This is a genomic window from Mycobacterium sp. 1245111.1 (genome assembly GCF_001673405.1).
In the GTDB taxonomy this organism is placed as follows: domain Bacteria; phylum Actinomycetota; class Actinomycetes; order Mycobacteriales; family Mycobacteriaceae; genus Mycobacterium.
Genome location: NZ_LZLV01000145.1, coordinates 1 through 25,079 on the forward strand (window position 1 = coordinate 1; position 25,079 = coordinate 25,079).

General features: G+C 67.8%; 22 protein-coding genes, 1 tRNA gene and 1 pseudogene. 19 read left to right on the forward strand and 5 right to left on the reverse strand.

The window, feature by feature from the left end; genetic code table 11:
- The 5 genes and pseudogenes from A5658_RS28560 to A5658_RS23290 all read left to right on the forward strand — a co-directional run.
- Positions 1–524: pseudogene (locus A5658_RS28560) on the forward strand (ABC transporter substrate-binding protein); the annotation flags it as partial.
- Between the two features lies 1 nt (position 525).
- Positions 526–1,452, forward strand: a complete 927-nt coding sequence (locus A5658_RS23275; protein WP_067340787.1) for an ABC transporter permease — start codon at positions 526–528, stop codon at positions 1,450–1,452.
- Positions 1,445–2,317 (forward strand): ABC transporter permease, encoded by an 873-nt coding sequence (locus A5658_RS23280; RefSeq protein WP_067340788.1) that lies wholly within the window; start codon positions 1,445–1,447, stop codon positions 2,315–2,317. The genes A5658_RS23275 and A5658_RS23280 overlap by 8 nt, the downstream gene beginning before the upstream one ends.
- 48 nt (positions 2,318–2,365) lie before the next feature.
- Positions 2,366–3,958, forward strand: a complete 1,593-nt coding sequence (locus tag A5658_RS23285) for an ABC transporter ATP-binding protein (protein ID WP_067340791.1) — start codon at positions 2,366–2,368, stop codon at positions 3,956–3,958.
- A gap of 73 nt (positions 3,959–4,031) precedes the next feature.
- On the forward strand, positions 4,032–4,808 hold the full coding sequence (locus tag A5658_RS23290; RefSeq protein WP_067340794.1) for an oxidoreductase: 777 nt from the start codon (positions 4,032–4,034) through the stop codon (positions 4,806–4,808).
- Between the two features lie 398 nt (positions 4,809–5,206).
- On the opposite strand, the gene A5658_RS23295 is transcribed toward A5658_RS23290, so the two are convergent.
- Positions 5,207–6,055, reverse strand: a complete 849-nt coding sequence (locus tag A5658_RS23295; protein ID WP_067340797.1) for an HAD-IB family hydrolase — start codon at positions 6,053–6,055, stop codon at positions 5,207–5,209.
- A 379-nt stretch (positions 6,056–6,434) separates the two neighbouring features.
- Here A5658_RS23295 and ssd point away from each other — a divergent pair, with 379 nt between their 5' ends.
- The 7 genes from ssd to A5658_RS23330 are packed head-to-tail and all read left to right on the forward strand — an operon-like array spanning position 6,435 to position 10,886.
- Entirely contained in the window at positions 6,435–7,514 is a 1,080-nt protein-coding gene (gene ssd, locus A5658_RS23300) for a septum site-determining protein Ssd (protein WP_067340800.1), read from the forward strand.
- Positions 7,511–8,668, forward strand: coding sequence for a TadA family conjugal transfer-associated ATPase (locus A5658_RS23305; RefSeq protein ID WP_067340803.1), 1,158 nt, complete (start codon positions 7,511–7,513; stop codon positions 8,666–8,668). The genes ssd and A5658_RS23305 overlap by 4 nt, the downstream gene beginning before the upstream one ends.
- Positions 8,665–9,447 (forward strand): type II secretion system F family protein, encoded by a 783-nt coding sequence (locus A5658_RS23310; protein WP_067340805.1) that lies wholly within the window; start codon positions 8,665–8,667, stop codon positions 9,445–9,447. Before A5658_RS23305 ends, A5658_RS23310 begins: the two co-directional genes overlap by 4 nt.
- Positions 9,447–10,025, forward strand: a complete 579-nt coding sequence (locus tag A5658_RS23315; protein WP_197503202.1) for a type II secretion system F family protein — start codon at positions 9,447–9,449, stop codon at positions 10,023–10,025. Before A5658_RS23310 ends, A5658_RS23315 begins: the two co-directional genes overlap by 1 nt.
- A 24-nt stretch (positions 10,026–10,049) precedes the next feature.
- Positions 10,050–10,241, forward strand: a complete 192-nt coding sequence (locus A5658_RS23320; RefSeq protein ID WP_067340810.1) for a DUF4244 domain-containing protein — start codon at positions 10,050–10,052, stop codon at positions 10,239–10,241.
- A 23-nt stretch (positions 10,242–10,264) separates the two neighbouring features.
- Complete coding sequence (locus tag A5658_RS23325) at positions 10,265–10,564, forward strand: TadE family type IV pilus minor pilin (protein WP_067340816.1); 300 nt, start codon at positions 10,265–10,267, stop codon at positions 10,562–10,564.
- A 34-nt stretch (positions 10,565–10,598) separates the two neighbouring features.
- Entirely contained in the window at positions 10,599–10,886 is a 288-nt protein-coding gene (locus A5658_RS23330; protein ID WP_067340818.1) for an Rv3654c family TadE-like protein, read from the forward strand.
- Here A5658_RS23330 and A5658_RS23335 read toward each other — a convergent pair.
- On the reverse strand, positions 10,883–11,902 hold the full coding sequence (locus A5658_RS23335) for a PAS domain-containing protein (protein WP_067340821.1): 1,020 nt from the start codon (positions 11,900–11,902) through the stop codon (positions 10,883–10,885). The genes A5658_RS23330 and A5658_RS23335 overlap by 4 nt on opposite strands.
- Before the next feature lie 252 nt (positions 11,903–12,154).
- A complete protein-coding gene (locus A5658_RS23340) occupies positions 12,155–14,497 on the reverse strand; it encodes a DEAD/DEAH box helicase (RefSeq protein ID WP_067340824.1) in 2,343 nt (780 codons plus the stop codon).
- Between the two features lie 335 nt (positions 14,498–14,832).
- On the opposite strand from A5658_RS23340, the gene A5658_RS23345 reads away from it, so the two are divergent.
- From A5658_RS23345 to A5658_RS23360, 4 genes are all read left to right on the forward strand, one after another.
- Entirely contained in the window at positions 14,833–15,036 is a 204-nt protein-coding gene (locus A5658_RS23345; protein ID WP_003925183.1) for a cold-shock protein, read from the forward strand.
- 141 nt (positions 15,037–15,177) lie between these two features.
- Entirely contained in the window at positions 15,178–15,756 is a 579-nt protein-coding gene (locus A5658_RS23350; RefSeq protein WP_067340827.1) for a hypothetical protein, read from the forward strand.
- A gap of 172 nt (positions 15,757–15,928) precedes the next feature.
- Complete coding sequence (gene topA, locus A5658_RS23355) at positions 15,929–18,739, forward strand: type I DNA topoisomerase (protein WP_067340829.1); 2,811 nt, start codon at positions 15,929–15,931, stop codon at positions 18,737–18,739.
- 151 nt (positions 18,740–18,890) lie between these two features.
- Positions 18,891–19,289 (forward strand): hypothetical protein, encoded by a 399-nt coding sequence (locus A5658_RS23360; protein ID WP_067340831.1) that lies wholly within the window; start codon positions 18,891–18,893, stop codon positions 19,287–19,289.
- Here the strand turns inward: A5658_RS23360 and A5658_RS23365 are convergent.
- Positions 19,286–20,878 carry an adenylate/guanylate cyclase domain-containing protein gene (locus A5658_RS23365; RefSeq protein WP_067340834.1) on the reverse strand — a complete coding sequence of 531 codons (1,593 nt, stop codon included), beginning with the start codon at positions 20,876–20,878 and terminating at the stop codon, positions 19,286–19,288. The genes A5658_RS23360 and A5658_RS23365 overlap by 4 nt on opposite strands.
- A gap of 104 nt (positions 20,879–20,982) precedes the next feature.
- Here A5658_RS23365 and A5658_RS23370 point away from each other — a divergent pair, with 104 nt between their 5' ends.
- Positions 20,983–22,179 (forward strand): DNA polymerase III subunit delta', encoded by a 1,197-nt coding sequence (locus tag A5658_RS23370; RefSeq protein ID WP_067340837.1) that lies wholly within the window; start codon positions 20,983–20,985, stop codon positions 22,177–22,179.
- A 52-nt stretch (positions 22,180–22,231) separates the two neighbouring features.
- Positions 22,232–22,304: transfer RNA gene (locus A5658_RS23375), tRNA-Thr, on the forward strand.
- A gap of 35 nt (positions 22,305–22,339) precedes the next feature.
- Here A5658_RS23375 and A5658_RS23380 read toward each other — a convergent pair.
- Positions 22,340–24,169, reverse strand: coding sequence for a hypothetical protein (locus tag A5658_RS23380; protein ID WP_067340839.1), 1,830 nt, complete (start codon positions 24,167–24,169; stop codon positions 22,340–22,342).
- Between A5658_RS23380 and A5658_RS23385 the strand changes: the two genes are divergently transcribed.
- On the forward strand, positions 24,135–25,079 hold the full coding sequence (locus tag A5658_RS23385; protein WP_067340991.1) for an NAD-dependent epimerase/dehydratase family protein: 945 nt from the start codon (positions 24,135–24,137) through the stop codon (positions 25,077–25,079). The genes A5658_RS23380 and A5658_RS23385 overlap by 35 nt on opposite strands.

The following is a 25,079-nucleotide window of genomic DNA, read 5'->3' on the forward strand; positions in this document are numbered from 1 at the left end:
CTCGGACGCTGTGGTCGCAGGCCGATGCGATCTCGAAATGGTCTGGCAGATACGCGATTTCCTATAACGCCGACGGCTCTCATCAGGAGTGGGTGGATGCGGTGGCCAACAGCATCAAGAACACGCTGGGCATCGACGCCGTCGGCGCGCCGCAGCCCACGTTCGCCGGCTTTCGGACTCAGATCACCAGCCGCACGATCAACACGGCGTTCCGGGCCGGCTGGCAGGGCGACTTCCCGTCGATGCTTGAATTCCTGGAGCCGTTGTTCGTCACCGATGCGGGCGCCAATGACGTCGGCTACTCCAATCCGCGGTTCGACGCCGGGATCGCCGCCGCCGAGGCCGCCGCGGACTTGCCGCAGTCGTACTCGCTTGCCAACGCTGCGCAGCGAATCCTGTTGCAGGACATGGCCGTCGTTCCGCTGTGGTACACGGTCGCGGTAGCAGGACGGTCATCCGCGGTCAGTCACGTCACGCTGACCTGGAACGGGCTGCCCGACTATGAACACATCGTGAAGGCCTGACGTGGGTTGGTATCTGGTGCGACGTGTCGCGGCGATGGTCCCGGTCTTCTTGGGTGCCACCCTGCTGATCTACGGCATGGTGTTTCTGCTGCCCGGCGATCCGATTGCGGCATTGGGCGGCGATCGCCCGCTGAGCCCCGCGGTCGCGGCGGCCCTGCGTGCGCAATACCACCTCGACGACCCGTTCTGGCTGCAGTACCTCCACTACCTCGGTGGGGTCCTGCACGGCGACCTCGGCCACGCGTACTCCGGTCTTCCGGTCAGCACCGTTCTGGCGCAGGCATTTCCGGTGACCTTCACATTGGCGTTGGTTGCGCTGACCGTGGAGACGGTGTTCGGGGTCGGGTTCGGCGTGATCGCCGGGCTGCGCAAAGGTGGGTTCTTCGACGCCGGGGTGCTGATCGTCAGCCTGGTCGTGATCGCCGTGCCGATTTTCGTGTTGGGGTTCCTCGCGCAGTTCGTCTTCGGGGTCCGCCTGGGTGTCGCCGCGGTGACGGTGGGCGACCAGCCGACATTCGCCCGGCTGCTGTTGCCCGGCGTCGTCCTCGGCGCGGTGTCGTTCGCGTACGTCGTGCGGCTGACCCGGTCCGCGGTGGCCGACAATGCGCACGCCGACTTTGTCCGCACCGCCACCGCGAAGGGGTTGTCGCGGCCACGCGTGGTCGCCGTGCATATCCTGCGCAATTCGCTGATCCCGGTGGTGACGTTCCTCGGTGCCGATCTCGGCGCGCTGATGGGCGGTGCCATCGTCACCGAAGGCATCTTCAACATCCACGGTGTCGGCGGCGTGCTGTATCAGGCGGTGACTCGTCAGGAAGCGCCGACCGTGGTGTCGATCGTCACGGTGCTGGTCGTCGTGTATCTCGTCACCAACCTCGCGGTCGATCTTCTCTACGCGGCGCTCGACCCCAGGATCCGTTATGGCTGATTCGCCCGATGGCAAGGGTCTGTGGTGTGACATGTGGCGCACGCTATGGCGGCGCCCGCAATTCGTCATCAGCGCGGCTCTGATCGCGCTCGTCCTGCTGGTCGCCGTGTGCCCGTCGTTGTTCACCGCAGCCGACCCCGGCTACGCCAACCCCGACCAGAGCCTGCTCGCGCCCTCGGTGGCGCACTGGTTCGGCACCGACCTGCAGGGACACGACATTTACGCCCGGACCATCTACGGCGCCCGCGCCTCGATCACCGTCGGGCTCGGTGCCACCCTGCTGGTGTTCGTGGCCGGGGGCGCGCTGGGTGCCCTGGCCGGCTTCTACGGCGGCTGGCTCGACGCGATCGTGTCCCGCGTTGCCGACGTGTTCTTCGGAATTCCGTTGCTGCTGGCCGCCATTGTGCTGATGCAGGTCATGCACCACCGCACGGTATGGACGGTGATCGCGATCCTCGCCCTGTTCGGCTGGCCGCAGATCGCCCGCATCACCCGCGGCGCTGTGCTCGCGGTTCGCGGCAGCGACTATGTGCTGGCGGCGAAGGCGTTGGGGATGAACAGGTTTGGGATCCTGCTGCGGCACGTGCTGCCCAATGCAATCGGTCCCGTGATCGCAGTCTCGACGATCGCGCTCGGCTTGTTCATCGTCACCGAGGCCACGCTGTCATACCTCGGTGTCGGGTTGCCGCCGTCGGTGGTGTCATGGGGCGGCGACATCAGCGTCGACCAGATTCGGCTGCGCGCCGGATCGCCGATCCTGTTCTATCCCGCTGGCGCGCTGGCGATCACGGTGTTGGCATTCATGATCATGGGCGACGTGCTGCGTGACGCCCTGGATCCTTCGTCGCGGGCGTGGCGACTGTGACTGCGCCGGCGACGATGCGGAGCGTAGCGACGAGGAGAAGCGGCGCCCATGAACACCGCTGACCCGCTGCTGAGCGTCACCGGCCTGGAGGTCCGCTTCGGTGACGCCCTCGCGGTGCGCGGCGTCGAGCTCGCGGTACAGGCCGGTCAGACCGTGGCGATCGTCGGCGAGTCGGGTTCGGGCAAGTCGACGACGGCCGCGGCGATCCTGGGGCTTCTCCCACCCGGCGGCCGAATCACCGCGGGCCGCATCGAGTTCGACGGGGTCGACCTCACCTCCGCCGGTCGACGGCAACTCCGCGCGATCCGGGGCAGCGGGATCGGCTATGTGCCGCAGGATCCGATGACCAACCTGAACCCGGTCTGGCGGATCGGCTTCCAAGTACGAGAGGCGTTGCGCGCCAACAATATCAAGCGTAGTGCCGACGAATTGCTGGCCGACGCCGGCATGCCGGATCCGGCGCACCGCGCCCGGCAGTACCCGCACCAGCTGTCCGGCGGAATGTGCCAGCGGGCCCTGATCGCGATCGGGCTGGCCGGCCGGCCGCGGCTGCTGATCGCCGACGAGCCGACCTCGGCGCTGGACGTCACCGTGCAGCGTCGAGTGCTCGACCACCTGCAGCAACTCGCCGGCGATCTCGGCACAGCGGTGCTGCTGATCACCCATGACCTGGCCTTGGCCGCCGAGCGAGCCGAGCGGCTGATCGTCATGCACCAGGGCCAGGTCGTGGAAGCCGATGCGGCCCAAGCGATTCTACGCGATCCACAGCACCCCTACACGCAGCGACTGGTGGCTGCCGTACCGTCTTTGCGCCCCGCGCCAGCCAAAAAGCCGGTTCTGCAATCTCCCGACGTGATCGTCGCATCCGGGCTGAGCAAGATCTACCGGTCGTCGCACGGGGTTCCGTGGCGTACGACCGAGGTGCGTGCCGTCGACGACGTGTCGTTTCGGCTCAGGCGAGGCACCACACTGGCGCTGGCGGGCGAATCCGGATCCGGCAAGTCCACCCTGTCCCGGATGGTGTTGGGTCTGCTGCAACCAAGCTCCGGCACAGTGGTTTTCGACGGGCTCGATATCTCGTCGTTGAACCGGCGACAGACGTTCGCGTTTCGCCGCAGAGTGCAGCCGGTATTCCAAAATCCTTACGGCAGTTTGGATCCGATGTACTCGGTGGCCCGCATCATCGAGGAGCCGCTGCGGATCCACCGGATCGGGGACCGTCACCAACGACGGCAGACCGTTCGTGAGGTGGCCGAGCGGGTCGCGCTGCCCGCGTCGCTACTGAACCGGCGCCCGCGCGAGCTGTCTGGAGGACAGCGTCAGCGTGTCGCGATCGCGCGGGCCTTGGCGCTCAAGCCGGAGGTGGTGGTCTGCGACGAAGCGGTCTCCGCGCTCGACGTGGTGGTGCAGGCTCAGATCCTCGAACTGCTCGCCGAGTTGCAGGCCGAGCTGGGCCTGACGTACCTGTTCATCAGCCACGACCTGGCGGTGATCCGGCAGATCGCCGACGAGGTGATGGTGATGCGGGCCGGTCGGGTGGTCGAGCACGCGGCCACCGAGGACGTCTTCACCCGCCCGCAGCACGAGTACACCCGCCAGCTGCTGGCCGCGATTCCCCGCGCCGGCGCTGGCCTATCCTGAGCGGCGCAATGACTTGCGCCGGTGACGATAAGCGGAGCAGTCCGATGAAGAGAGGGCAGGAGGAGCGGCGCCGATGAGCACTGATCCGCTCGCCCCGCTGATGGAGCTGCCCGGTGTCGCCGCCGCCAGCGACCAGGCCCGCGAAGCTCTCGGCCGCGCGCACCGGCACCGCGCCAACCTGCGGCGATGGCCCGTCACCGCCGCCGAAGCGGCGCTGCGATCGGCGCGGGCGTCGGCGGTGCTGGACGGCGGCGGCCACAAACTCGACGACATCGACGTCACGGTCGTCAGCGACCCCGTGTTCGCCGGAGCCCTGCGCGTCGCGCAGGCCCTGGAGGGTGGCGAGACCAACCTGGTCGGGGTGTGGCAGCGCGCCCCGCTTCAGGCCCTGGCCCGGTTGCACATGCTGGCCGCCGCCGATCGCGTCGACGAGAGCCGGCTGGGCCGGCCGCGCGCCGACGCCGATGTCGGGCCCCGCCTGGAACTGCTCGCGCAGATCGTGTCCGGCGGCACCCGCGCGCCGGCACCGGTGATCGCCGCCGTCGCTCATGGTGAATTGCTGACCCTCGCGCCGTTCGGTACCGCGGACGGAGTGGTCGCGCGTGCGGTGTCCCGACTGGTGACGATCGCCACCGGACTCGATCCGCACGGGTTGGGTGTGCCGGAGGTGGGATGGATGCGTCGCGCCGCCGATTACCGCGAGGCCGCGGCCGGGTTCGCGTCCGGAAAGCCCGAAGGCATGACCAAGTGGTTGGTGCTGTCCTGCCGGGCGATGCGCACCGGCGCGCAGGAGGCGTTGACGATTGCTGAAACCCTCACCGAGCAGGGCGGGAGCGGGCACCAGAATTGATAAAGCGGGCGGCGTACCGAAGGCTTTCGGCTCGCCGCCCGCTAGCACGGATCTCGGTTACCATGCGTGCACCTGTGGGCTGCGTGGGATGGCCTCGGCGTTCTCGCGACGCTTCCGGTTACCGCCCCACCCAAAGGGCCGTGATCCCATCCACTCTTCGCAATTACGCAGGCCCGCAACACTTCTGCCATTATCGCGGCTATGACTCCGCGTGGGTGCCGAGAACCGTGCTCGGTTGCCCTGTCCGGGAGATCGACCCTTCTCTTCTGGATCGACCTTGGCCGTACGGGCTTCCGTGAGTCCTTTGTACTCCGTGACCCCGGTCACATCAAGAGTCAATTATCATGAAACCGTCAAAACGATGCGCAGCCGTGACGCTAAAAGTTTGCTGTGTGTAGCTACAGCGACAACCGCCGCAACACCGAGTAGGTCAGCGCGCCGGCCGCCAGGGCGCTGATCCCCACCGCCGCAGTGGTCGCGACCGCTGCTCCCGACGGCGCGGGGATGCGGTCGCGCAACGACACCGGCCGGGAAAACTCCAGCACCGGCCAGTCGCGAGAACTCGCCTCGCGACGTAGCGCGCGATCGGGATTGACGACGCTCGGATGCCCGACGATCTCGAGCATCGGCATGTCGGTGATCGAGTCGGAGTAGGCGTAGCAGTGCTCGAGCGGATAGCCCTCGCGCGCGGCCAACTCGCGAATCGCCTGCACCTTGCCTTCGCCGAAGCAGTAGAACCCGATGTCGCCGGTGTACTTGCCGTCTTCGACCACCATCCGGGTCGCCATCGCGTGGGTGGCTCCCAGGGCGCGCGCGATCGGTGCGACGAGTTCCTCGCCGGATGCCGACACCACCACCACGTCGCGGCCACACAGTTTGTGGCTGGCGATCAGGTCGGCGGCCTCGGCGAACACCAGTGGCGTGACGATGTCGTGCAGCGTCTCGTTGACGATGGACTTGACCTGCTCGACGTCCCATCCGGTGCACATGTTGGTGAGGTGGATCCGCATCCGGTCCATCTGGTCGTGATCGGCACCGGAAAGCAGAAACAAAAACTGCGCATAACTCGACTTGAGCACGGCCCGGCGGTTGATCAGCCCTTGCGCGAAGAAGGGTTTGCTGAACGCCAGCGTGCTCGATTTGGCGATGATCGTCTTGTCGAGATCGAAAAATGCCGCGGTGCGGGGACTGGGACCGGGGGGCGTCGACGATGTTTGCTGGTCAGCGGCCGAGTCGGAAACGGTCACCGCCCCAGCATAGGGGCGAAAGTCGGCAAATTGCGATGCCGCCGGTAAAACCGCCGGTCAAAAGTGGTCTAGTAACACGTGAGACCAGCGAGACGTTTGGTTCAGCTACTTAAAGGTCATACGCTTCTTTCAAACGCAACCCTTGCGCTGCGTGACACTCTCGTGTGTATAGTAAGTGTCACTCGGCTTTGCCGAGGGTGTATCAGCCCGACCCCCCGGGGCTGATACACGACGACCCTCGCCTCCTCCCCCCCTGGCGGGGGTCGTCCCTTTTGTCGGGTAAATCCTTAGCCGGACCGTCTCCGCATCGCCTCGACGTTGTCCACAAATTCTGTTGTCGCGACTGGCCGCGTCGACGTGTCGGCGGCACGGTGGACCGATGCCAACCACCGATGCCCGCGGGATCCTTGCGGTGCTCGACGATTCCGTCCTGCGCGACGAACTCGACCGGGTGGCAGCGGCCGTCGGCCTACGGGTGGTCCACGCCGCCGGCTCGTTGCCGGTGAGTAGGAAGGCGTGGTCGGCGGCATCGGCGGTGGTGCTCGACGAAGCGGCGGCCGTTGGCTGCGCCCGCAGCGGGCTACCGCGGCGTGCGCACATCGTCGTCGCGACCGGCGACGACCCGCCGCCGCCAACCTGGGCAGCGGCCATCGAGGTGGGTGCCCGGCGCGTGTTGAGATTGCCCGCACAAGAGCATGATCTGATTCGCGAACTCGTCGACGCCGCAGAGTCGGTCCGCGACGATGGCACCCGAGGCGCCGTGGTCGCGGTGATCGGCGGGTGCGGTGGCGCCGGCGCGTCGCTGTTCGCCGCTGCGCTGGCGCGAACGGCGTCCGATCCGATGCTGGTTGACCTCGACCCCTGGGCCGGCGGCATCGATCTACTGATCGGAGCGGAGACCGCTCCGGGCGTGCGCTGGCCGGACCTCGCACTGCAGGGCGGACGGCTCACCTGGCCCGCCGTGCGCGACGCGCTACCCCGGCACCGCGGGCTGAGCTTCTTGTCGGGCACCCGGTGCGCCTACGAATTAGACGGCGGCGCAGTGCAATCCGTGCTCGACGCCGGTCGGCGCGGCGGGGTCACAGTCGTGTGTGACCTTGCGCGTCGGATGACGGACGCCATCGAAACCGCCTTGGACATCGCCGATCTCGTGGTGGTAGTCAGCCCATGCGATGTGCGGGCCTGCGCGGCGACCGCGACCATCGCGCCGGTGCTCGCCGCGATCAATCCCAACCTGGGCCTGGTGGTGCGGGGACCATCACCGGGTGGGCTGAGCGCGGGGGAAGTGGCGACGATCGCGGGCGTGCCGCTGTTGGCGGCGATGCGGCCGCACCCGGGATTGGCCGGACAACTCGAACACACCGGCCTGCGGATAGGCCGACGTTCGGCGCTGGCCGCGGCTGCTCGCAAGGTCCTCGCCGTGCTACCGACGCATCGGCCCGAGGTGCACGCCGCGTGAGCGACTCTCTGATCGACCGGGTGCGCGAACGGCTTGCGGCCGAGCCGGCTCCGCTGCGACCGAACGTGGTCGCCGACGCGATCCGAGCCGAATCCGGCGGAGTTCTCGGCGACACCGAGTTGCTGAGTAATCTGCGGACACTGCAGACCGAGCTAACCGGCGCGGGAATTTTGGAACCGCTGCTGTGCGCGGACAATACGACCGACGTACTGGTCACCGCGCCCGACGCGGTGTGGATCGACGATGGAAAGGGATTGCGACGCACCGGTATTCGCTTCGCAGACGAGGCCGCGGTGCGGCGGTTGGCGCAGCGGCTGGCCTTGGCGACGGGCCGGCGTCTCGACGATGCGCAACCATGGGTCGACGGTCAGCTCACTGGACTGGGTAGGTTCGCGGTCCGGCTGCACGCCGTGCTACCGCCGGTCGCTGCCGGTGGCACCTGCCTGTCGTTGCGGGTGCTGCGACCGGTCACCCAAGATCTCGCCGCGTTGATTGCGGCAGGGGCCATCGCGGCGGCGGCGGCGGAGTTGATCGACGACGTCATCACCGCGCGGCTGGCGTTCCTGGTGTCCGGCGGGACCGGCGCGGGCAAGACGACGCTGTTGTCGGCGATGCTGAACGCGGTGGCCGCCGACGAGCGGATCGTGTGTGTCGAGGACGCGGCCGAGTTGGCACCGCCACATCCGCACCTGGTGCGCCTGGTAGCGCGCGGCGCCAACGTGGAGGGTATCGGCGAGGTGACCGTGCGCCAACTGGTCCGCCAGGCGTTGCGGATGCGGCCCGACCGCATCGTGGTCGGCGAGGTTCGCGGCGCCGAGGTGGTCGATCTGCTGGCCGCGCTCAACACCGGTCACGACGGCGGCGCCGGCACGGTGCACGCCAACAGCCCCGGGGAAGTCCCGGCTCGTCTCGAGGCGCTAGGCGCTCTCGGCGGACTGGATTGTGCTGCGCTGCATAGTCAATTGGCCGCAGCGGTCCAGGTGCTGCTTCATGTCGCCCGCGATCGTGACGGCCGGCGGCGGCTGGCCGAAATTGCCGTGTTGCGTCGCACGGACGAGCGGGTGCGCGCGGTCACCGTGTGGCACGCGGACCGCGGATACAGCGCCGAGATCGACGACTTTCGGCGACTGGTACGAAGCCGGATGTCGTCATGATCGTGCTCGCTGCCGGCGCGTTATCCGTTGCGGCGTTGATGCTCCCGTCGTCACCGCGGTCGCGGCTGATTCGTACCGATCGCAAGATGTTGCCACCGCAAGTTCTGCCACTCACGTTGGCCTGTTCGCTGGCCGTTAGCATCGTATTACTGCCGCTGACAACCATTTTGGCGATCGTCGTAGTGGTCGCGACAATGTCCCTGCGCTACCGGCGTCGACGTCGCAGCGACCGGGCGATACATGAGAGCCGGTCGATGGAGTCCGCGATCGAGGTGCTGGTGGGCGAACTGCGGATCGGAGCCCATCCCGCGGCGGCGTTCGCCGTCGCAGCGGAAGAGGCAGCCGGGCCCGTCGGGATGTCGTGCCGCGCGGTGGCCGCGCGGGTCCGGTTGGGCGCCGACGTCGCCGCGGGCCTGCGTGGCGTCGCGGAGACTTCGGCGCTGGCCTCCCAGTGGGAGCGGCTGGCGGTGTGCTGGCAATTGGCCACCGACCACGGGCTGGCCATGTCGGCGCTGATGCACGCGGCACAACGCGATATCGCTGAGCGGCAGCGGTTCTCGGGCCACGTGCGATCGGCGATGGCGGGCGCCCGCGCGACTGCGACCATCCTTGCCGCGCTGCCGGTGTTGTCGGTGGTGATGGGGCAACTGATCGGCGCGCACCCGCTGCCGTTCCTGCTCGGTGGAGGGCTGGGTGGCTGGTTGCTGGTCATCGGGCTGACGCTGATCTGCGGCGGGCTGCTGTGGGCAGACCGCATCACCGATCGAGCTGTCGCGTGATAGCGACCGCGGCAATGCTTTTGGCCGCTGCATTACTAGGTAGTGCCGGCCCTTCGGCTGTTCGGGCCCGAGCCGCGCTGCTGGCCCGTCAACCGCAAGCGGCCCGACCGGTGACGCGCGGGCCGGATCCGCTGGCGGTCGCCTCGAGCCTCGATGTGCTTTCGGTGTGCCTGGCCGCCGGGATGGCGGTGTCGACTGCCGCCGCGGCGACCGCCCCGTCGGCGCCACCGGAGTTGGGGCTGGTGCTACGTCGCGCAGCCGACCTGCTGGCGCTGGGCGCCGATCCGGCCGTCGCGTGGTCCGCGCCGCCGGGCTCCGCCGACGCGCAGATCGACGCGGTGCTGCGGCTGGCCCGGCGGTCGTCGGCGTCCGGAGCGGCACTCGCCGATGCGGTCTCCGGGCTCGCCGCACAGTGCCGCCAGGACGCGGTACACGCGGCCGCCGCCACCGCCGAACGTGCCGGCGTGCTGATCGCCGGTCCGCTCGGCCTGTGCTTCCTGCCGGCCTTCGTCTGCCTGGGCATCGTCCCCGTCATCGCGGGTCTGGCCGGTGACTTCCTGCAATCGGGATTGCTGTGATACCGGAAAAAGAAGAGGAGCAACATGTTTCACACATTGAGGGCGCGCCTGGCGGTGTTGGCGGCCGACGAGTCTGGAATGTCGACGGTCGAATACGCCATCGGCACGATCGCCGCGGCGGCCTTTGCGGCGGTGCTGTACGCGGTGGTGACCGGCGACTCGATTGTCTCGGCGTTGACGAACATCATCGCTCGTGCGCTGAACACCAAGACCTAGCCGACGACACCGGTGCGACCACCGTGGAAGCGGCATTCGGCGTCGCGACCCTGGTCGCGGTGCTCATGCTGTGCCTGGCCGGTATCACCGCGGTCTCGGCGCAAGTCCGCTGCATCGACGCCGCGCGTGAGGCCGCCCGGTTGGCGGCGCGTGGTGACGAGCGGTCGGCGGTCGCCGCCGCTCGTGGAGTCGCGCCGAGAGGCGCGGCCGTGCGGATTCGCCGCGACGGTGACTTCGTCGTCGCGACCGTGGCGGTCCGGTCGAATCTGCTTCACGCACTTCATATCTCGGCAACGGGCGTGGCCGCGGTCGAACCGCAGTGACGACCGGGGGTCGGTCACCGTTGTCGCCGCCGCCATGGTGGTCGTGTTGCTGACGGTCACCGGTGGCAGCGGGTATGTGGGCGCCGCGGTGGTGGCGCGGCACCGGGCTCAGGCCGCGGCCGATTTGGCCGCGCTCGCGGGCGCGGCGCTGGTGCCCACCGGAGCCGAGTCGGCCTGCGCCCAAGCCACCGCCGTGGCCCGCGCGATGCGGGTCGGCGTCGCCGCCTGCACGCTCGAGGACCTGGATGTCGTGGTCACGATCGAAACGGCGGTGGGGCGATGGGGCAACGCGCGGGCCGCGGCGCGCGCCGGCCCGGCCTAGCCGGGCAGGCCCGCGGCGGCGAGCTCCGCTGGAGTCGGTAGGCGCAGCGAAACCAGTCCGGCAAAGGTGTCGGTGTCGAGTTCTACCCGGTTGACGGTCACGTGCACCGGCACCCAACCGCCGTCACGGGCCGGCATCCGCAGCACGGCGCAGGCGGCCCCGGCTTCGAACTCGGTGCGCATCGCAGTGCGCTTCGCTTCGTCGTCGGGATGTATCCGCGGGCTGTCGGTCGAGATGCGACGCCAGTCGTAGAACGGGCACGGGGCGTCAAGCCACTTCAGCAGCGTCCAACTCTGCAGATCGAACAGCGCGCGGTGCACCCCAGGCTGGGCCAGCCCGTGCAGGATCTGCTGGGCCAGCCGATCGGACGACGCCGGCGCCGCGGCAGGTTCGGCCCGCCAATTCATGCCCCGCGCGACCATGTGTTCGCGGCCGTCGGCGCCTTCCTCGAGCCCGCTGCGGGTGACAAAGCTCACCCGGATGGGGTTGCCCTGCCAATCACGGCCGTCCCAGGTGTCGCACATGGTGCGATCGGGCTCGAACCTGACCGCCGCTGCCAGCGCCCGGCCTTCGTTGGGCTTCAGGTCACCCGACGGCCAGCACTCCGCGAACGCCCGCTCTTCGGGATCTTCGAGCTCGACGTTGCGGCCCATGTTCGTCAGCGACTCCGCGGTGTCGGTAGCCACCCCGAGGGTCATGTCCCATTTCAGCGGGCCCGGGATGGGCCGCTCGGGCGGCTCGTCGGTGGACGGTCCGCTCCAGACGTGCACGCCGTGAATGCGTCCGTCGGTCATCACGATCGGCTCGGTGCGGATGACCCGAGCCTTCTTGGACGTGATGCTGACCAGACCTTTGCTCGTTTGCATCGACTCGGCGATCGCGGACTGAATGGCCGCGCGCCCGGGGGTGCGCTTCAAAAACGCTGTTATCGGAATGAGGTTCTGCAGTTGACGACCCACCGCGACAACGGCTGGTTCTCGGCCCAGCGTCTCCACCAGCAGCCAGTCGTCGGTCATAGGTCAGCAGTTTAGCTGCGCGACAGTGGATAACCCGTTGCGTCACTGTCGAATCCATCGGGGCTTTTCTTGGGGCCACCTGTGGGTCTTATTGACATCCGAGTCATGAACTTGCACAGGTTGCTGGCCGAAGGTATTTTTCTGCTGCGCCCACCACGGGCGCACGTTTCTTCAGCAGTGAGGAAACCGTTTTCATAGCTGACGCTGCGAAGACGCCGTCATATGGAAGTCGACCGTTCGAGGGGTCGGTCGTCATCCGTATGCCCGAGCTCCCTTTGCCAGCGCGCTGAGAACCAGTCGCAGCACCCGGACCGCGCCAGCCTTGTCCAGCGGTTCGTTTCCGTTGCCGCACTTCGGCGATTGCACGCACGACGGGCATCCCGTCGGGCACTCGCACGCCTCGATTGCCGCGAGCGTCGCGCCCAGCCACGTATTCGCCTGTCGGAAGCCCTGTTCGGCGAACCCGGCGCCGCCCGGAAAGCCGTCATACACGAAGACACTTGGCAGACCGTCGGTTTCGGGGCCGACGGCGGTCGACAATCCGCCGATGTCACCGCGATCGCAGCTGGCCACCAGCGGCAGCAGGCCGATCGCGGCATGCTCGGCGGCGTGCAGCGAGCCCGGGATCTGCAGCGAATCAATCCCGTTGTCGGCCAATTCTTCTGGCGTAATGGTGTACATCGCCGCGACGGTTTCCAGGGTGTGCGCCGGCATCGCCAGCTCGACGAAGTCGATCACCTCGCCGTTGAGCCGACGCCGCAGATAGCCCACCATCTGGTGGGTCACGCTGACCGGCACCAGGCCCAGGGTGACCGGTCCGAAAGCCAGTCGTTCGCCCGGGCCGGTCACGGCGATGTCGGTGAGTTCCCTTGCGAACGTGGCATATCCGGGGTCCTCGGCGTGGACGAAGGCCATGCCCTCGTCGAAGTCCAGCGAGTCGACCACATAACTCTCGCCCTGGTGCAGATACACCGCACCCGGATGCACCGAGGCGGCGGCCCGGCCGGTGTCGGCGGTACCCAGCAGCCGACCGGTGTCGCTCTCCACGATCACCACCTGACCGCCCGACGATCCGCGAATGTCCACTGCCGGATGGGGATCGACGCCAGGCGCCGGGTAGTACTTGCCGGCGCGGTGGCGTAGCAGTCCGTCGTCGACCAGTCCGCGGGCCACCTTCTCGGCGGCAAGCGACCGCGCCTCGGCATCGTCGATAGGCAATTCCGTTGCGGCACAAAGTAGCTGAGGGCCGAGGATGTAGGGGTTGGACGGGTCGATCACCACCCGCTCGATCGGCTTGTCCAGCAGCGCGGCCGGGTTGTGCACCAGATAGGTGTCCAGTGGATCGTCGCGGGCCACCAGCAGCACCAGCGCGCCTTGCCCGCGCCGGCCGGATCGGCCGGCCTGCTGCCAGAACGATGTGACGGTTCCGGGAAAGCCGGCCAGCACCACGGCATCCAGTCCCGCGATGTCGATGCCGAGTTCCAGTGCGTTGGTGGTGGCCAGACCGCGCAACCGCCCGTCGAGCAGCGCCTGTTCCAAGGCGTTGCGGTCCTCGGGCAGATAGCCCGCGCGATATGAGGCCACCGTCTCGGTCAGTTGCGGGGCGATGTCTTCCAGTCGCGCGCGGGTTGCCAGCGCGGTCAGTTCGGCACCGCGGCGCGATCGGACGAATGTCAGCGTACGTGCGCCTTCGGCGATCAGGTCGGCCATCACCCGCGCCGCCTCGCTGCCCGCGGACCGCCTTACCGGAGCGCCGTTTTCGCCCGTGAGGTCGGTGCGCAACGCCGGCTCCCACAACGCCACGGTCCGGGCGCCCTGCGGTGAGGCGTCCTCGGTGACTTCGCACACCGGTTGGCCGATGAGTTCGGTAGCGGTTGCACCCGGGGCGGATGTCGTTGCGCTGGCGAAGATCACCGTGGGCTGCACGACTGGGTCGGGGGAGTAACGCGCACACAATCGCAGTAAGCGGCGCAGCACCATGGCCACGTTTGATCCGAAAACGCCTCGGTAGTAATGACATTCGTCGACGACGACAAACCGGAGGTTCCGCAGAAACATCGCCCATCGGGCGTGGTTACGCAGCAGCGCCAGATGGACCATGTCCGGATTGGAGAACACCCAGCGGGAGCGCTCGCGCGCGAATCGGCGTATCTCGCCGGCGCTGTCGCCGTCATACGCTGTCGGTGCGACGTCGCCAAGCCCCGGAATCGCCGCGGTCAGGGCATGGGCGGCCCGCAACTGGTCGTGGCCAAGCGCTTTCGTCGGCGAAATGTAGAGCGCTCGAGCCCGCGGATCGGTCGACAACGCGTTGAGGATGGGCAGTTGGTAGGCCAGTGATTTCCCGGATGCCGTGCCAGTACTGATAACAACGTGATGCCCGCCGTGCGCCAGGTCGGCGGCCTGAACCTGATGCGCCCACGGCAAACTGACGCCACGATCGGTAAATGCGCGCAGCACATCGGGTTCGACCCATGTCGGCCAAGGCTGTTGGCGGCCATGCCGTGCCGGCAGTTCGGCGACATGGCGAAGCGGGTGCTCGCCCGCTTCGGTGCCGGCGACCGCGGCGGCGAGCAACTCGCTGCCGAATGTCACCACGATTAAGTGCCTCCTGATCCGAACTCGTCACCGAAAACTGCGGCCGATTACCCGTTTGCGACCGGGGGTTTCAGCGCCGCACTTCAATTGTTTACCTAGTGGTAGCTCAATTGCGCGACTGAGGCTGTTGCTGGCGCGATGAACATGGTTGACTGTTTGCGGTCGCAGCTTCTGTGTTCGTGTCAAACTTTCGCAGGATCGACGTTGCGGCCGCGGTTCCTGCGAGGTTGTAGGTCGGGTGAAGTTCCGGCGACTCAGCAAGGTCTAGCGGTCGGAACGGGCCCGGAGCATCGAGGTGATGCTCCGCACCCGAGTAGTAAAGGAAAGATCGAGAAATGCCACAGGGAACTGTGAAGTGGTTCAACGCGGAAAAGGGATTCGGCTTCATCGCCCCCGAAGACGGTTCGGCCGACGTGTTCGTCCACTACACGGAGATCCAGGGAAGCGGCTTCCGCACCCTCGAGGAGAACCAGCGCGTCGAGTTCGAGGTCGGACAAAGCCCCAAGGGTCCCCAGGCCACCGGCGTCCGCTCCATCTGAGCAGCTGAGTAACGACAACCCCCCGCACGGTCCGGAATCACCGGATTCGCTCGGGGGGTTTTCGCTGCTTGCCCGATCTGCTTTCGCGGCGCCCCGCACGCCGCGGCGTGCCGCGGCGCCCTGGCGCTTAATGTCGTTGTCGTGAGCCAGCTGTCGTTCTTCTCGGCTGAGTCGGTGCCGCCTGCGGTCAGCGACCTCACCGGGGTGCTCGCGGCAGCCGGCCAGATCGTCCCGGTCGGCACCGGGGCCCGGTTGTCGGTGGTGGTCGATCAGGCCTGGCGCGCCGAGGCGCTGGGCCAGATGATCGACGAGGCCGGGTTGACGGCCGAGATCACCCAGACCGACGAACACACCCCGCTGGTCCGCACCGACGTGGATGCCCGGCTGCGCTCGATGGCGGCTGAATGGACACGGGGTGCGGCAAAGACCGTTCCACCACTGTGGCTGCCCGGACCGCGGGAGCTGCGGGCCTGGATCTTGGCCGCCGGCAGCCCGGAAGTTGACCGTTATCTATTAGGACTCGACCCCCACGCTCCGGACACCCACTCACCGCTGGCGTCCGCGCTGATGCGCGTCGGGATCGCGCCGACCCTGATCGGCACCCGCGGAGCTCGGCCCGCTCTGCGGATCAGCGGCCGCCGCCGCCTATCGCGCCTGGTAGAGAACGTCGGGGAACCCCCTGAGGTCGCCGAGGCGTTGCCGTTCTGGCCGCACGTCTAGCGGGAATCAGTCGGTCCGCTAACGGGGGGTCGGTTTGCGTCGGCCCATCTCGGGTGCCACATTGTCAGGTGTCTACGGCCCGAACGGCACCGTAGATTGACGCTGGCAGATCGCGGATCGTGAATATCAGCGGGCCGGCAGGGGAAGTAGAAGTAAGTGAAAGTGAGCGTAAATACAGGTGGCTGACGGCGGCGGAAATGGCGCCACACGGCGACTCGTCATTGTCGAGTCGCCGACCAAAGCGCGCAAATTGGCCGGCTACCTGGGCGCCAACTACATCGTCGAGTCGTCGCGAGGGCACATCCGTGACCTGCCGCGGGCGGCGGCCGACGTGCCCGCGAAATACAAGTCGGAGCCCTGGGCCCGGCTCGGGGTGAACGTCGACCACGACTTCGAACCGCTCTACATCATCAGCCCGGACAAGAAGAGCACCGTCACCGAGCTCAAGGGCCTGCTCAAAGACGTCGACGAGCTCTACCTGGCCACAGATGGTGACCGCGAGGGTGAAGCGATCGCCTGGCATCTGTTGGAGACCCTCAAGCCGCGCATTCCGGTCAAGCGAATGGTGTTCCACGAGATCACCGAGCCGGCAATCCTGGAAGCCGCCGCCAACCCGCGCGACCTGGACACCGACTTGGTCGACGCCCAGGAAACCCGACGCATCCTGGACCGGCTGTACGGCTACGAGGTCAGCCCGGTGCTGTGGAAGAAGGTGGCGCCCAAGCTGTCCGCGGGCCGGGTCCAGTCGGTGGCCACCCGCATCATCGTCCAGCGCGAGCGCGACCGGATGGCGTTCCGCAGCGCCGCCTATTGGGACGTGGTCGCCGAACTCGATGCCAGCGTCTCCGACCCCACGGCCACACCGCCCAGCTTCAACGCCCGGCTGACCACCGTCGACGGCCTGCGGGTCGCGACCGGCCGCGACTTCGACTCCCTGGGCGCCGTGCGAAAGCCTGACGAAGTCACCGTGCTCGACGAGGCCGGCGCCGTGTCGCTGGCCGCCGGTCTGCGCGGATCGCAGCTGACCGTCGGGTCGGTCGAGGAGAAGCCCTACACCCGTCGCCCGTATCCGCCGTTCATGACGTCGACGCTGCAGCAGGAGGCGGGCCGCAAGCTGCGGTTCTCCGCCGAGCGCACGATGAGCATCGCCCAGCGGCTCTACGAAAACGGCTACATCACCTACATGCGTACCGACTCGACCACGCTGTCGCAGTCGGCGATCAACGCGGCCCGCACGCAGGCCCGTCAGCTCTACGGTGAGGAGTACGTCTACCCCTCGGCGCGGCAGTACACCCGCAAGGTGAAAAACGCGCAGGAAGCCCACGAGGCGATCCGGCCGGCCGGGGAGACCTTCGCCACCCCCGACGCGGTGCGGCGTGAACTCGACGGCGACGACTTCCGGCTTTACGAGCTGATCTGGCAGCGCACGGTCGCGTCGCAGATGGCCGATGCCCGCGGCACCACGCTGAGCCTGCGAATCAACGGGGAAATCGAGACGGGCGGCCCCAAAAGGGCACTGCAGTTCTCGGCCAGCGGCCGGACCATCACGTTCGCCGGATTCCTCAAGGCCTATGTCGAGACCGTCGACGAGCTGGCCGGTGGTGAGGCCGACGACGCCGAGCGCCGGCTGCCGCATCTGACCCAGGGCCAGCGGGTGGACGCCACCGAGCTGACCCCGGACGGCCACTCGACGAACCCGCCTGCCCGCTACACCGAGGCCTCGCTGATCAAGGCGCTCGAAGAGCTCGGCATCGGCCGGCCGTCGACGTATTCGTCGATCATCAAGACCATCCAGGACCGCGGCTACGTCCACAAGAAGGGCAGCGCGCTGGTGCCGTCGTGGGTCGCATTTGCCGTAACCGGTTTGCTGGAACAGCATTTCGGCCGCCTGGTCGACTACGGATTTACTGCGGCGATGGAAGACGAACTCGACGCGATCGCGTCGGGCACCGAGCGACGCAGCAACTGGCTCAACAACTTCTACTTCGGCGGCGAGCACGGTGTGGCCGACTCGATCGCCCGTTCCGGCGGCCTGAAGAAGCTGGTCGGCGTCAACCTCGAAGGCATCGATGCCCGAGAAGTCAACTCCATCAAGCTGTTTGACGATGCCGAGGGCCGCGCGGTCAACGTCCGGGTCGGCAAGAACGGGCCCTACCTCGAGCGGATGGTCGTCGGCGACGACGGTGAACTGACGCCGCAGCGCGCCAATCTGCACGATTCGCTGACTCCCGACGAGTTGACCCTCGATGTCGCCGAGGAGCTTTTCTCGACGCCGCAGGAAGGGCGCTCGCTGGGGATCGACCCGGAGTCCGGGCACGAAATCGTCGCCAAGGACGGCCGGTACGGCCCCTACGTCACCGAGGTGCTGCCCAAGCCGGACGACGACGATGACGGTGCCGCCGGGCAGCCGGCCAAGAAGGGCAAGAAGCCCATCGGTCCCAAGCCGCGCACCGGGTCGTTGCTGCGCAGCATGGATCTGCAGACCGTGACGCTCGAGGACGCGCTCAAGCTGTTGTCGCTGCCTCGGGTGGTCGGTGTCGACCCCGACTCAGGCGAAGAGATCACCGCGCAGAACGGTCGTTACGGCCCGTATCTCAAGCGCGGCACCGACTCTCGATCGTTGGCCACCGAAGACCAGATCTTCTCGGTGACGCTCGAGGAGGCGCTGAAGCTCTACGCCGAGCCGAAGCGGCGCGGCCGGCAGGGCGCGGCCGCACCCCCGCTGCGCGAACTGGGTACCGACCCGGCGTCCGGCAAGCCGATGGTGATCAAAGACGGCCGGTTCGGCCCGTACGTCACGGACGGTGAGACCAACGCCAGCCTGCGCAAGGGCGACGACGTGCTGTCGATCACCGATGCGCGCGCTTCCGAACTGCTCGCCGACCGGCGTGCCCGCGGCCCCGTCAAGAAGGCCACGAAGAAGGCGGCGAAGAAGGCGCCGGCCAAGAAGACGGCCGCGAAAAAGGCCGCCAAGCGCAGCTAGCAGGGCATATTCGACCCCGTCGGGGGGCTGAGCGGACCCTCAGCAAAGTTTTTCGCGATTTTTGAGAATTAGATGGTGATTCTCAGCCAGTTCTCAGGTATAGTTCTCCTCAACACGTCGTGCACTAGGCACGCGTCACCAGGAGAGAGAAATGCGACCGGCCGTCCGATACTGCATCACCGCTGGTGTTGCGCTCGGTGGTGTCAGCATTCTGATCGCCGCCCCGTCCTCGCCGCCGCTGCGCGACGTCGAGGTCCCCGCGATGCAGCTCTCCAACAACGCGCACGAAAACCCCGACGCGAACAGCCCGTCGATCGCTGACCTGCTGCAAACGATGGGCGGGCCGGAAAGCTCTGTGGTGGTGCAGAACATCATCGAGTCCGACGCCGGGGTGCTCCAGGGCGGTCAACCGTCGAGCGTTCCGGGCCTCAGCGACCTGCTGAACCTGGGCAACGACCCGGTCGGCACCCCGGACCCGCAGGGCAAGCCGTTCTTCGACATCGGGCCGCTGCTGCCCAGCGATCTCACGCTGTCGCCCAACGGCCGCTAACCGCTGGCTTCTTCGCTGATCATGTCTTCCGGCGTGGCCAGATTCAGCGGTCGGGCCAACTGAGTCGGCGCGGTCCGACCGCGCAACGCCACCACCTCGGCCACATCCCAGCAGAGCGCTTCGGCATCGAGAGCGTTGCTGACCGCGACCGACGAGGCCAGCACATGGCCCTCCTCGAGCTTGGCCAGCTCGGTCAGCCGGGCGGCCTCGTTGACCGGGTCGCCGATCACGGTGTACTCGAAGCGGGCCAGCGCCCCGATGTGGCCGGCGATGGCACGACCAGACGAGACGCCGATGCCGAATTCCGCAGAGCCGATTACCGGCAGCAGTTCGTCATGCAGTTCGCGGGCCGCGGCCAGCGCACCCCCGGAGGCATCCGGGTGCTCGATCGGCGCTCCGAAAATGGCCAGCGCGGCGTCACCCTGGAACTTGTTGACGAACCCGCCGTGCCGCCCGACGGTGTCAACCACGACACGGAAGAATTCGTTGAGCAGATTGACCACCTCGGCCGGCGGCCGTGTCGACGCCAGTTTCGTCGAGCCGACCAAGTCGACGAAGAGCACCGCTACGTCCCGTTCCTGCCCGCCCAGCTCGGTGCCGCGCTCCAGCGCCCGGCGGGCAACGTCTTCGCCGACGTAACGACCGAACAGGTCGCGCAGGCGTTGCCGCTCGGACAGGTCGCGGACCATGTCGTTGAACCCGGCCTGCAGCAGACCCAGCTCGCTGGCGTCGTAAATCTGCATGTGCGCGTTGTAGTTACCGCGCTGCACCTCACCAAGCGCCCAGCGCAGCTGGCGCAGCGGGTCGGCGATCGACATCGCCACCAGCAGCGTGCTGGCCAGCCCGATGCCCAACGCCAGCAGCGCCAGCAGCAGGATCGGGTTCAACAGCTTCTCCGGTGGCCCATGCAGGTATGAGGCCTTGTCCCCGACCACGGCCAGCACGATGGCCAGCAGCGGCACACCGGTGGACAGCGCCCACGCCAGCATCTGCCGTCCGATCACCCCGGAGGCTCGGATGTTCTCCGGCAACCCGCCCCGCAACGCGGCGACAGCCACCGGGCGCAGCACGCGTTCGGACTGCAGGTAGCCGATGATCGCGGTGGCCGTGGCGCCCAAGGCGACGGCGACGGCAACCACCGGCGCCGCGTGATGGGCCACCGGCCAGCTGGCCGCCAAGAAGATCACTCCGCCGACGAGCCAGGACACCAAGTTGATCACCGTGCGGTGGAACGGCGTCCGCAGCGCGCGGCTGCGAGCCAGCTCGGTGGCGGCCGGGTCGGAGTCGGTCAGCAGAGAGTCGCGGCGTTGCCACCGGAAAACCGGTATCAGCAGACGCGCGCTGACCGCGGTCCCGATCGCGAACAGCACCAAAATCGACCCGGTGAACGTGGCCAGGTTCAGCGCCGGGAGCTGCTGCAGCTCGATGCGGTCTTCCGGCGGCAACGCGTACCGCAGAAAGCCAAGCACGAACAGCGCGCCGATGATGTCGGCTTGCATCTGGCTCAGCGTGAACACCGGCCACGGTGTGCGCACGAACCACTCGACGAATCCGCGGATTCGTCCAGGAAGTGCCCCCGGCGTGCTCACCTGCCCACCGTATCGGTCGACGGCAACGAAGAAGTAGCCAAAACGGCGGTACGCGTTCGCTGATCATGCGGCATGGTCGGCGGCGACCACTACTCTTGCCGGTGATGTCACGGGTATTCGCGCGGCTGGTTGGCCAGGAGGCGGTGGAAGCCGAGCTGGTTGCCGCCGCGGGTGCGGCCCGCGGTGATTCCACTCACAGCTCCGCGATGACGCATGCCTGGCTGATCACCGGCCCGCCCGGTTCGGGGCGTTCGGTGGCCGCGCTGTGTTTTGCGGCGGCCCTGCAATGCACGTCTGACGGCGTTCCGGGCTGCGGTGAATGCCGGTCCTGCACGACGACGATGGCGGGCACGCACGGCGACGTGCGCCGGGTCATTCCGGAGGGGCTGTCCATCGGCGTCGACGAGATGCGCGCGATCGTCCAGGTCGCGTCCAGGCGGCCCAGCACGGGTCGCTGGCAGATCGTGCTGATCGAGGACGCCGACCGGCTGACCGAGGGCGCGGCGAATGCCTTGTTGAAGGTGGTCGAGGAGCCGCCGCCGTCGACGGTGTTCCTGCTGTGCGCGCCGTCGGTGGACCCCGAGGACATCGCGATCACGCTGCGGTCCCGCTGTCGGCACATCGCGCTGGTGACGCCGAAGCCGGACGCCATCGCCCAGGTGCTGATCGACAGCGACGGGTTGTCCGCCGAGACCGCGACCTGGGCGGCTTCGGTCAGCGGCGGGCACGTCGGTCGGGCTCGACGGCTGGCCACCGATTCGGAGGCCCGCGACCGCCGTCTACAGGCGCTGGGGTTGGCCCGCGACGCCGCCACCCGGTCGAAGGCGTTTGCTGCGGCCGAGGCGCTGGTGTCGTCCGCCGAGGCCGAGGCGGCGGTTTTGACGGCTGACCGCGACGAGGCCGAGACCGAGGAGCTGCGCACGGCGCTGGGTGCCGGAGGTACCGGTAAGGGCGCCGCAGGTGCGCTGCGTGGGTCCGCTGGTGCATTGAAAGACCTTGAGCGACGGCAGAAGTCGCGTCAGACTCGGGCGTCGCGTGACGCGTTGGATCGGGCGCTGATCGACCTGGCCACGTACTTCCGCGACGCGCTGCTGGTCGCCGCGAGCGCACCGGGTCCGCGAGCAAACCATCCCGACATGGCCGAGCAGATCGCGTCGATGGCCGCACACGTGCCGGCCGATCGGCTGCTGCGCTGCATCGAAGCGGTGCTCGAGTGCCGCGAGGCGCTGGCCATCAACGTCAAACCCAAGTTCGCGGTCGACGCGATGGTGGCCACGATCGGTCAGGCGCTGCGCGACTGAGTTTGGGTGCTCAACTGGCCCTGCCGTAGACTCGTCCCGCCCGTCAGGGCACGCCACCTTAGCTCAGTCGGTAGAGCGGCTCACTCGTAATGAGCAGGTCAGGAGTTCGATTCTCCTAGGTGGCTCAGATCTTCGTCGACCCTGCCGGCCAGCCGCAGCGTCAGCGCGGTAGCACGTACCCAACCGGCCCCGCCGCGATGCACACGCTCAGCGCCGTCGTGTTGGCGCGCACCCGGATCGCGTTGCCCGCGCCGGGCAGTCGCACGTACACCCGGTTGAGCCCCGGATGCACCGGAACCCGGGTGGCCGCCCCGTCGGACAGCGCGACGGTCATCGAGCCGTCGCTGTTGGCCAGGTAGTTGACCTCGGCCGTCCAGTCCGTCGGTAGCAGGGGGCCGTCGAGTCCGATCTCGATCGGATGGTCGGGCTGCACGAGATACCCGCACTGCGGTACCGGACCCGGAACCATCGCGCGCACCCAGGTCACCTGCGCGTCGACCAATCGGCCATGGGCATCCAGTGTTCTCAATTGCGTTGTCGTCGAGCCGAATTCGGGGCGGTCGTGAAGCAGGGCGAACAGGTGACTGGCAAGGTTTTCGGGCCAGGCGACCCGACCGAGCACCAGCGGGTCGACTTCCTGGTCCAGCAGCGGCACACTCGAGTTCGCTTGCGCGTCAGACAGATAGCGGCGCGCATTCTGCACGTACGGTTGTGCGGGGTTGTCTCGCCACGACGTCAAGAACGTCGCGGTGGAATAGCAGCTGCTCGCCACGAACGCCGCCGCCAGCACGGCGACGATCGTCGTGCGTAGTGCGGAGGCGTGAAGCCAGCGTGACGAAGGACGGTTGGGCGCGCAGAACGCGACCGCGGTCAGCAGCGCCAGCACCACCACGAGATCCGGTAGATAGCGCAGAGTTTGGGCCAACTCCAGCGCGGTGAAGCGCGACGAACGCATCAGATAGATCGGCACCTGGCAGGCCACCACGTAGCCGGCGGCGGTCAGCCACACCGGCGCGATGCGTTGCTTGCGCGCCAGCGACACTGTCAGCCCTGCCGCCAGCACCAGCCAGCCCAGCGCGATCACCGACGTCGTCGGAGTCGCCCATGGCGAGGCCGGGGCCCACCTGCCCCACTCCCACGGCCCTCCGGCCAAGCCGGGGACGATGCCGTGAGTGATGGAGCGGCGCAACAGATCCCACGTCATTGCCAGGTCCGAACTCCAGCGCCGCTGGTTGACCACAGCCAGATAGACCGCGATCCACGCGGCGGTCAGCGCAAGCGATACCACCCACAGCCGGAAACCGGCCCGCCAGACCGTGCGCAACGGAGCGCGCTCGCCCTGCACATGGAACAGCAGCGCGGTGACCGCAAACGCGACGAACGGAATCACCGCGGCCTTCTCGAAGAACAACAGCCCGCCGAGGTACACCAAGGCGCCGGTGAGCGCGTACCGCTGATTCCCGGTGCGCGCCAGCATGATCGCGTCGGCGCAGACCCAGGCCAACGCCGCCAGCATCGGCAGCGAGTTCAGTGCGGCCGCCCACCAGGCGAAGCCCGGCACACCCAGCGGGGAGAACAACGCGAACGTCAGCGGCACGAGCAGCACCGGCCGCCAGCCAAGGATCACATGCAGCGCACGTAGCAGCGCCAGCGAAGCCAGCAGCTGCAGCACCACCAGGCTGATCGCCGGTCCGATCCAATTCAGCGGCGCCAGCCGGGTGATCGCCCCGGAGACCAGGAACGCGGCCGGCATGACGTGGCCGTCGTGGTCGTCGAACAGAAACTCTCGCGTCAGCAGGCCATGGGTGCCGGCCCGGCTAACCAGAATGAAGTCGTCCCAATAGAAGTAGCCGCGAAACGCCAGTATCCCGCGGATCACCAGTTGGATTGAGACCAGCGCCACGGCGGCCCGCGCCACTTTCGGGAGTCGGCCGGCCCGTCGGTATGGTGAGCCGGTGCGCGCACTGGTCACCGGGGCTGCCGGGTTCATCGGGTCGACGCTAGTCGACCGGTTGTTGAGCGACGGCCACAGCGTCGTCGGCCTGGACAACTATGCCTCTGGGCGGGCCACCAACCTCGAACACTTGGTCGAGGTGGTCGAGTTCGCCTTCGTCGAAGCGGACATCGTCACCGCCGATCTGCAGGCCATCTTCGCCGAGCACCAGCCGGAGGTGGTGTTCCACCTGGCCGCTCAGATCGACGTGCGTCACTCGGTGGCCGATCCGCAATTCGACGCATCGGTCAACGTGATCGGCACCGTGCGGATCGCCGACGCGGCGCGGCAGACCGGGGTGCGCAAGATCGTGCACACCTCGTCGGGCGGGTCGATCTACGGAACGCCGCCGACCTATCCGACCGCCGAGGCCGTGCCCACCGACCCAGCGTCGCCGTATGCCGCGGGCAAGGTGGCCGGCGAGATCTACCTCAACACGTTCCGCCATCTCTACGGCCTGGAGTGCTCGCACATCGCCCCGGCCAATGTGTATGGTCCCCGCCAGGATCCACATGGCGAGGCCGGTGTGGTCGCGATCTTCGCGCAGGCGCTGCTGTCCGGCAAGTCGACGAAGGTGTTCGGCGATGGCTCCAACACCCGCGACTACGTGTTCGTCGACGACGTGGTGGACGCATTCGTCAAGGCCTCCGGCCCGGCGGGCGGCGGCCAACGATTCAATGTCGGCACTGGCGTGGAAACCTCTGACCGCCAACTGCATTCGGCCGTCGCCGCCGCCGTGGGCGCGCCCGACGACCCGGAATTCCACCCACCGCGGCTGGGTGACCTGAAGCGATCCTGCCTCGACATCGGCTTGGCCGAGCAGGTTTTGGGTTGGCGCCCGCGCGTCGACCTCGACGAGGGTGTGGCGCGCACCGTGGAGTATTTCCGGCAAAAGCATTCCGGCTAG